This is a genomic window from Ruegeria sp. BG3 (assembly GCF_056538485.1).
Genome location: NZ_JBQFTE010000020.1, coordinates 1 through 8,009 on the forward strand (window position 1 = coordinate 1; position 8,009 = coordinate 8,009).

General features: G+C 58.0%; 8 protein-coding genes and 1 pseudogene. 5 read left to right on the plus strand and 4 right to left on the minus strand.

Translation table 11 applies throughout. The features are described 5' to 3' along the window. Positions 1-91: 91 nt before the first annotated feature. Both ACR0AI_RS21785 and ACR0AI_RS21790 read right to left on the minus strand, forming a co-directional pair. Complete coding sequence (locus tag ACR0AI_RS21785) at positions 92-982, minus strand: FAD:protein FMN transferase (protein ID WP_480677189.1); 891 nt, start codon at positions 980-982, stop codon at positions 92-94. Further along, on the minus strand, positions 979-3,042 hold the full coding sequence (locus tag ACR0AI_RS21790; protein WP_480677190.1) for a 4Fe-4S binding protein: 2,064 nt from the start codon (positions 3,040-3,042) through the stop codon (positions 979-981). The genes ACR0AI_RS21785 and ACR0AI_RS21790 overlap by 4 nt, the downstream gene beginning before the upstream one ends. A 200-nt stretch (positions 3,043-3,242) precedes the next feature. On the opposite strand from ACR0AI_RS21790, the gene pqqA reads away from it, so the two are divergent. The 5 genes from pqqA to pqqE are packed head-to-tail and all read left to right on the plus strand — an operon-like array spanning position 3,243 to position 6,349. Continuing rightward, complete coding sequence (gene pqqA / locus ACR0AI_RS21795; protein ID WP_152460716.1) at positions 3,243-3,350, plus strand: pyrroloquinoline quinone precursor peptide PqqA; 108 nt, start codon at positions 3,243-3,245, stop codon at positions 3,348-3,350. 26 nt (positions 3,351-3,376) lie between these two features. Next, positions 3,377-4,264, plus strand: a complete 888-nt coding sequence (gene pqqB, locus ACR0AI_RS21800) for a pyrroloquinoline quinone biosynthesis protein PqqB (protein ID WP_480677191.1) — start codon at positions 3,377-3,379, stop codon at positions 4,262-4,264. Then, positions 4,261-4,989, plus strand: a complete 729-nt coding sequence (pqqC, locus tag ACR0AI_RS21805; RefSeq protein ID WP_480677192.1) for a pyrroloquinoline-quinone synthase PqqC — start codon at positions 4,261-4,263, stop codon at positions 4,987-4,989. Before pqqB ends, pqqC begins: the two co-directional genes overlap by 4 nt. After that, positions 4,986-5,273, plus strand: a complete 288-nt coding sequence (gene pqqD, locus ACR0AI_RS21810; protein WP_480677193.1) for a pyrroloquinoline quinone biosynthesis peptide chaperone PqqD — start codon at positions 4,986-4,988, stop codon at positions 5,271-5,273. The genes pqqC and pqqD overlap by 4 nt, the downstream gene beginning before the upstream one ends. Then, positions 5,270-6,349 (plus strand): pyrroloquinoline quinone biosynthesis protein PqqE, encoded by a 1,080-nt coding sequence (pqqE, locus tag ACR0AI_RS21815; RefSeq protein WP_480677194.1) that lies wholly within the window; start codon positions 5,270-5,272, stop codon positions 6,347-6,349. The genes pqqD and pqqE overlap by 4 nt, the downstream gene beginning before the upstream one ends. On the opposite strand, the pseudogene ACR0AI_RS21820 reads toward pqqE, so the two are convergent. Both ACR0AI_RS21820 and ACR0AI_RS21825 read right to left on the minus strand, forming a co-directional pair. Next, positions 6,334-6,761 (minus strand): annotated as a pseudogene (locus ACR0AI_RS21820) (transposase); the annotation flags it as partial. The gene pqqE and the pseudogene ACR0AI_RS21820 sit on opposite strands and share 16 nt — an antisense overlap. Positions 6,762-6,832: 71 nt before the next feature. Continuing rightward, a complete protein-coding gene (locus ACR0AI_RS21825; RefSeq protein ID WP_480677195.1) occupies positions 6,833-7,819 on the minus strand; it encodes a helix-turn-helix domain-containing protein in 987 nt (328 codons plus the stop codon). Between the last annotated feature and the right edge of the window lie 190 nt (positions 7,820-8,009).

Consider the following 8,009-nt stretch of genomic DNA (forward strand, 5'->3'; position numbering starts at 1 on the left):
TTGGAGTGTTGACAAAACGCGCCGTCCAAAACTGCTCGTAACCGCATAGGTGATAAAACCTAAAGCCCCGGGCAAAACCCCGGGGCTTTTGCTATGATTGGAAGGTCCGGACAGACCCATTCTGGTGAACACAAATTACAGTGGTGCTCTTGGGTGTCCGATCCAGGATGGTTTGAATCTCACCCTCATCTGCGTGGCAAAGTGCCGTTGACAATGCATCTGCCGATGTCGCATCTGCCGCCTGAACGCTGACCGTCGCCCATTGGGGTGGGTGCATGGTTTTTGGATTCAGGACATGAAATTGACCGCCACCCAGTCGCAACGCACCTGGGCTGGAGGTGGCAATCGCTTGATCTTTGAGCTTCCGGGTCTGAACGATCCCGTGTTGAGGGTCGGAGACGCCAAGGGTCCAGTTGCGCCCTGCGGCGTAGTACTCACCGATATTTACCAATACGTTCCCCCACCCCGCCTGGCGCAGCACCTCTGTGACCAGATCCGTGGCGTAGCCCTGCGCAATACCATTCAGCGTCAGTGCCTGGCCGGCATCCAGCGCAATGTGATCGGGCGAAATCCGAACCCGGTCCCATCCAAGGGCTTTGCGCGCGGCATCGAGGTCTCCATTCTGCGCCGCTGCCCGCCACAAGGGTTGAACAGTTGGATCAAAACGCCCGTCGGTCTGCCGATAGGCGCTATCGCAGGCGCGCAGAAGCGCCATCATTTCGGGCGCGGGTGCTTTCAGGTGTCCAGAACGGTTCAACCGAGACAAGTCAGAATTTGGCCGATAGAGGCTGAACAATGCTTCGCAGCGTTCAAGCTCTGCTCGGATGCGGACTATGGCGGGTTCGGCAACGTCCGGAGGCGCGTCAAAGGTTAGGTTGACCTCTGCGCCCAAAGCGTAGCCATGCCATTTTGTGGGCTGGGCCGCGGCCGGGGTCGCCAGCGCGGCGGCAGAGATGGCAAGGAAGCGGCGGCGGTTTATCATTCGGCGGCGACCTCTCTGGCGCGGCGTCGGGCGGCGACAATCAGAGGCACGCATTTCGTGCTGTCGTCATGGATCGTCACGCAGTCAAGGCATTGAAAGCATTCGTCATATTGGATACGCCCACATTTGGCGATCGCCCCGTATTTGCATTTGACCTTGCACAATTGGCACGGAGAGCCACATTCCGCGCGTCGGTCGATCCAATCGCGCCCACGCAACAGCCCTCCAATCGCCATGAAAGCGCCAAGAGGGCAGACATAGCGGCAAAATCCCTTGAACAGCACCATTCCAAGGAACAGCCATCCCGCCGCATAAGCCACGTAGTACCATTCCCGCACAAAGAAGGTGGTGACCGCGGTTTTGAACGGCTCGACCTCGGCGGCTTTGTCGACCTGATCGGGGGCGGCGAACACTACGCCCACAAGACCCGCGAGGATGACGTATTTCAGCCATTTCAGGCGTCTGTCCCAGGCGTCGGACGGCTCAATTTGCGGAAGGCGTAGGGCTTTGCCGAGGTGATGCGCGAACTCCTGCATTGCGCCGAAGGGGCAGAGCCAGCCGCAGAACAGTCCTCGGCCCCATGCGATGAAACCAGCGATGGATACTGCCCAGATCAGCAAGGAAAACGGGTCGTACAGAAGGAACGCGAAACTGCCGCCCTCGACTGCTGCTCTGAGTGTTCCAAGGACGGTGACGATGGACAACTGCCCTTGCCCCCACCATCCGACAAAGCCGATGACAACGGCCAGCACGCCCATGCGGAGGGGCGTGAACAAAGGTTGGGCCGCTAGTACATTCATACGAAAGCTGAGCGCGGCGACGAGACCAGTCAGGAATATCCCAAGAACGATCATATCGGCCTGACGGTTGCGCAGCGCTTCAAGCCATGGCGGGACCGGCGTGATCTGAACCGGACGGGTAAAGAACCGTTCGGGCGTGATATGGGGCACCTCAAGCGTGACCGAGCCTGTTTCGGGCTGGAACATGCCGTGTTCCCGCACGGCCAGTACCTTCAGAACCCAATCGCGCGAAGGGTCAAAGCCCAACCTACGGTCCGTGCGCAGGATCATGGCCGTACCATCGGGCAGACCATTGGCCAGTTCCACGAACAGATCGGCATCGCGCAGGGCAACAGGAAAGCCATCTTGTTCGGCTGACAGCCAGTCTGGCGCGGTATTGCGCACGAAATCTTCGCTGACCAACCCGTGGCGCGCGGTTTCGATCACCAGGATCGGTTCATCATTTTCCGAGATTTCCAGAAAGCTCTGGAGGTCGTCGAAACTGTCCTCGGCCAGCGCAGCGCGGGCGATGGAAGTAGGCCCTACATCGACAACCCAGATGTCCAAATAAGGCTCATCCGGGTAATCCTGCGCTTCGGGGTCGTCATCCTCCCACAAGGTGCCTGCGAACAAGGCGTCGACCTGCGCGTTGGTGTAGGTCTTGCGCGTGGCGATGCCCTGATCGACCAGATCCTGCCAGGTCAGATTCTCCTGATACTCGGGGTCGGGAAAGGCGGGCGGCGCGGTGGCCAGCCCCTGCATTTTTTCGCGGGCCACTGCCAGCGCGGCCCCCATGACGGATTCGTGGGCGATGCGTACGCTGGCCGTCGCCTTGGTGACGCCATCCAGATAAACAAGCTGTGAACCCGCCGCGGCATCGCCATAGGGTGTTCCCACCACAATCGAATCCGAAATCGACAGCCCGCCATATTGTTCAAAGAATTTGTGAAACGGGGCCTCACCCAGACCCGAGACAAAGATCGGCTCATTATGTTCGATCAGTTGGACATCCAGAAAGCGCCCCTCAAGGTCCAGCACTACCAGCATGTTGATCGGCGCGCCTGAGAAGCCCGGCAAGGGGGCCAAAGGTTCGGATTCAAACACATATCCGGCCTCACTGCCGCCCGAGTTCAGCAGGCTGTAAACCCCGTCATCGTTCAGCGCATCGCCGAGTGAAAACGGGGCGCGGATATAGGTTTCGATCTGCTCACGCGGCAGAGGCTCTGCCTGAACCGACAGGCCGCTGAAAAGCAAAAACACAAGTAACAGGATCGCGCGCATGAGCGTGAGACTATATTTCCCCCTGCGCCCATGACATTCGACGAAAGTCCTAAGTCCCGCCTCTACGACCCCAAGCCGGTTGACGCAGCCGCCCCCGCCCCTCAACACTACACCCCATCCCTACGACCAAAGGAGCATTTTCCGAAAATCGTGTCGGTAGTAGGTTTTCAACAACGCCAGTCATTCATCGGGAGGACACTATGACCTGGAGCACACCAAAGCTGAAAGAAGTGAACTGCGGTATGGAGATCAACATGTATTCTCCGTCCGAGGACGAAGGCCGCGAGTACGAGCCCGACCTGTTCTGATCACGTAAAAGCAGCGGAGGCCCAAAGTGCATTTCCTGGTTCTTGGGGCTTCTGCAGGTGGCGGTTTGCCACAATGGAACTGCGGTTGCCGGAATTGCGAGGATGCCCGCAAGGGTAAGATCCCGCCGTCCGGCCAATCCTCTTTGGCGGTGTCCCCGGATGGCCTGAAATGGAGCATCCTGAACGCCTCGCCCGATATTCGCCAGCAGATGCTGGACAGCCCCAAAATGCATCCCCGCGCGCTGCGCGACACGCCTGTTGCCTCGGTTCTGCTGACCAACGGGGATATCGATCATATCGCTGGGTTGCTCAGCCTGCGTGAACAGACCCCGTTCACCCTGTTTGCCACGGGCGATATTCTGGACGTGCTGTCCCAGAACCGGATTTTCGACGCGGTCAACCGCGAGAAGGTGGGCCGCCGTCAGATTGCCCTGGGCGATGAATTCAATCTTCAAGAGGGGCTGCAGGCGCGGCTTTTTGCAGTGCCCGGCAAGGTGCCGCTGTTCATGGAAGGCGACAGCGTCCAGACCGATCTGCTAGGCGAACAGACCGTAGGTGTCCGGCTGACCACCACCGACAAGACCGCCTATTACATCCCCGGCTGCGCGCAGGTAACCGATGACCTGTTGGCCCGAATTGCGGATGCCGATCAGCTGTTCTTTGACGGCACGCTTTGGGATGATGATGAGATGATCCGCACCGGAACCGGTGTGAAAACCGGGCAGCGGATGGGGCATATCTCGATCAGCGGACCCGAGGGGTCGATCGCCCGACTGCAAGACATCCGCGCGGCGAAAACCTTCATCCACATCAACAACACCAACCCTGTTCTGCAACCCGACAGCCCGGAACGCGCCTTTGTGGAAGCCGCAGGCTGGACCATCGCCTATGACGGGCAGGAGATCACGATATGAGCCGCGAAACCCTAGAGGCCCGCCTGCGTCAGATCGGGGCGGAGCGTTATCACGACAAACACCCGTTTCATCACCGGCTGCACAGCGGGGACTGCATCCCCGATCAGGTGCGCGCCTGGGTGATCAATCGGTGGGCCTATCAGGCAGCGATTCCGATGAAGGATGCCGCCTTCATGTCACGCTGCACCGATCCCGATATCCGGCGTGAGTGGCGATCCCGCATCGAAGACCATGATGGCGGCGTGACCGAGGGCGGCGGCATCCGGCGCTGGTTGAAACTGGCTGAGGCCGTAGGGCTGGACCCCGACTATGTCGCCTCAGGCCGCGGCATCCTGCCCGCAACCCAATTCGCCGTCGACGCCTATGTGCATTACGTACGTGAAAAACCCCTGCTGCAGGCGGTCGCGTCTTCTCTGACCGAGTTGTTTGCCCCCAAAATCCACGAGCAGCGGATCGAGGGTCTGCTGCAGCACTATGACTTCGCCAATTCCAACAGCCTGTCCTATTTCCAAAAACGTCTGACCCAAGCCCCCAAGGACGTAGCATTTGGCCTGAACTGGGTTTTGGACCATGCGGACACAGCGGAAAAGGAAGACATGGCCTGCGAAGCGCTAATCTTCAAAACCAACGTTCTGTGGGCGCAGCTGGATGCGCTCTGGTCGGGATATGTGGAACCGGGCCTGATCCCGCCCGGCGCGTGGAAGCCGGGGGAAGGCCTGTTATGACGCTTGAGCTGAACCAGTCCGACCGCCCCTATCTGCCGCGCGGCGTGCGGGTTCAGCGCGACACGGTGCGCGACCGCATGGTCCTGCAGGCCCCGGAAAAGGTGATCGAACTGGACGATATCGGCGTCGCCATCCTGTCGCGGGTGGATGGTAAGACCTCGTTTAGCCAGATCGTCACTGATCTTGCCTCTACTTACGGTGCCCCTGCCGATCAGGTCGAAACCGATGTTCAACGATTCCTGCTGGCCCTGCGCAGCCGTCTTTATGTAATGGTGCAAAAATGACCGCCCCAGCCCCCATCGCGCTTTTGGCCGAACTTACCCACCGCTGCCCGCTCAGCTGCCCTTATTGCAGCAACCCGGTCGAGCTTGAACGCAAAGAGACCGAGTTGGACACCCAGACCTGGGTAGATGTGTTCCAACAGGCCTTCGACATGGGCGTCCTGCAATTGCACTTGTCGGGGGGTGAGCCCGCCTCGCGCCGCGATCTCGAAGACCTGACCGCACAGGCCGCCCGTATCGGGCTTTACACCAACCTGATCACCTCCGGCATCGGGCTGACCCCCAAACGGCTGGATCGACTCGAGGAGGCAGGGCTGGACCACATCCAACTGTCTTTGCAGGGAACGAATGCCGCTCTGGCCGATCGCATTGGGGGCTATCGCGGCGGCTTTGACCGAAAGATGGTCATCGCCAAAGAGATCGGTGACAGGGGTATCCCGCTGACCCTGAACGCGGTCATGCATCGCCACAATCTTGATGATCTGGATCGCACGATCGAAATGGCCGTCGAACTGGGCGCCCGCAGGCTCGAGGTCGCTTGTGTGCAATTCCACGGCTGGGCGCTGCCGAACCGCGCCGCACTGCTGCCGACGCTTGAGCAGACCCGGGCCGTTAAAGACACCGTTGCCCGCGCCAGGAAGGAATTGCGAGGTGTCCTGACCATCGACTTCGTGCCACCTGATTACTACTCAGACTTTCCCAAGGCCTGTATGGGCGGCTGGGGGTCCACGGGCCTGAACATCACGCCCAACGGCACCGTCTTACCCTGCCACGCGGCACAGACAATCACTCATCTAGAATTCGAGTCGGTGCGCGATAAACCCTTGTCGGACATCTGGCACCACAGCAGTGCCTTCAACGCCTATCGGGGAACCGCTTGGTTGCCCGAACCCTGCCAAAGCTGCGAGAGGAAAGAGATCGACTTCGGAGGTTGTCGGTGTCAGGCGATGGCCTTTGCGCAAGATGCCGAAGCCACAGATCCCGTTTGCAAAAAATCACCTCTGAATAGCCGGGTCAAAGATGTTTTGGACGCCATGTCAGCCAATCCTGAAAGTGAATTCATCTATCGCAAAGCATGACCCCAACCAAGTACTATTGCGGACAAAAATACCTTGGAACATCTGTTGGAGCGGATTGCGACAAGCCGCGAATCCTTGAGGCTACCGAGCATGATTTCGATCCGGTTACGCCCTTTGTAGTGACCTTTGTCGTATTTGACAGCCTTCGTGCGTCGCCTTCGACCTTAGAAACAGGCGCGTATCCCTTTTTTTGACGCATCTCAGATGCCGGTCAGCGTCTTAGCCACGGTCTCCAATCAGCCAGTCAACTTCTGACACGCTGCTAAGCAAGGCCCGCATGCCAATTGAGTCGCTAGCGTGCCCGGCAGTAAAAAAGGTTTATCGGACGCCCTTGGCTATCACAGATGTCGTGTTGCTTGATCTTCGCGCCACGATTGGCGCACCCATTCAAGCGTCCACGCCCTTGTTTTTGAACGCCAGACTGTTCGCTATTAGGTGCTTTTACGCATCCAGAAACAGCACGCTGAATCGAGAGCTCTTGTCCTATTCACACCCAAGATATCGCCGCTTCCTGCTTTCTTCGGGAGTAGATTTGAAATGTTTGAAGAAGCTTCGGGACATAGCGGAACGAGACGAAAACCCAGTCGCGGCGGCAACTTCTGCAAAGGGCATGTCCGTGTATTTGAGCAAGATCCCAACCCTCTCCAAACGCAACTCTTTGTAAGTGTCCAGAAGCTTCGCATTTGTTTTGCTGAGATATCTTCTCTGAAGCTGCCGGACAGATGTACCAACTTTCGCGGCAAGTTCTGAAATGCTCAACGGGTCTTCGATATGCGTCATCATGGTCGCCAGCGTATGAATGACCACCTCGTCCCCTTTGGCTTCGCCGATGAGCCGATTGGCAATTTGACTCTCGGTTTTCTTCCTGGGTTCGCTCAATCCGACATATCTGCGTAGCGCATCAGCAATATGTTGACCGTGGTCAGCCGAAACGAGCTCCGAAAGTAGTCCCAGAGCACTGATGCGGGTATTGGCGCTGTGTAATCGACCATTTGACGCCAAGCAAGTTGATGCCCCGCAGCTGGTAATTCCCTGTTCAAAAGCAGCCGCTTCAAAAGCGGCATGCACTGCAGCCGCCCTAGGTTCAGAGCCTGCCATCTGTGCCAGCAGCATCACGGCGCCGCCGACCAATATCACTCTGGGTGACAGATTCATCACTTGCGAAACCCAAAGCTTTTGGTCTCCTGCCGGGCACCATGCACTCTCCAAGTCGCCCCAGAACACCGCAGTCCGCCCAGCCCAATCAAGTGGTCCACCAACTTTGTCGGTAGCAACAACACGTGCTGTCACCACATAGGCTTTTTTAGCGATCAATGTGTTCAACGCGTGGAAAAACTCCACGACCAATTCTGCTGATGCCCTATCCTCTTGGCAGCGCAGAATGACTTCGATGTGATGAGGGCGTTCTTTTGCCACGTTGGCGATTTGAGCTGCACCTGGGTGACAATTTTGTATGACATAATGCTTCATCAAAACCACCAACTGGTTTGATTGGGTCAGGTGAGAGACATATTGTTCCCTTCAATGACCCCCGCCTTTTGGCGGGGGTCATGTTTTGGCTATTCAGCTGCTTCTTCGTATGCTTCCATTGGAGGGCATGTGCAGACGAGGTTTCGGTCTCCGTATGCGTTGTCGACGCGGTTGACGGGGGACCAGTATT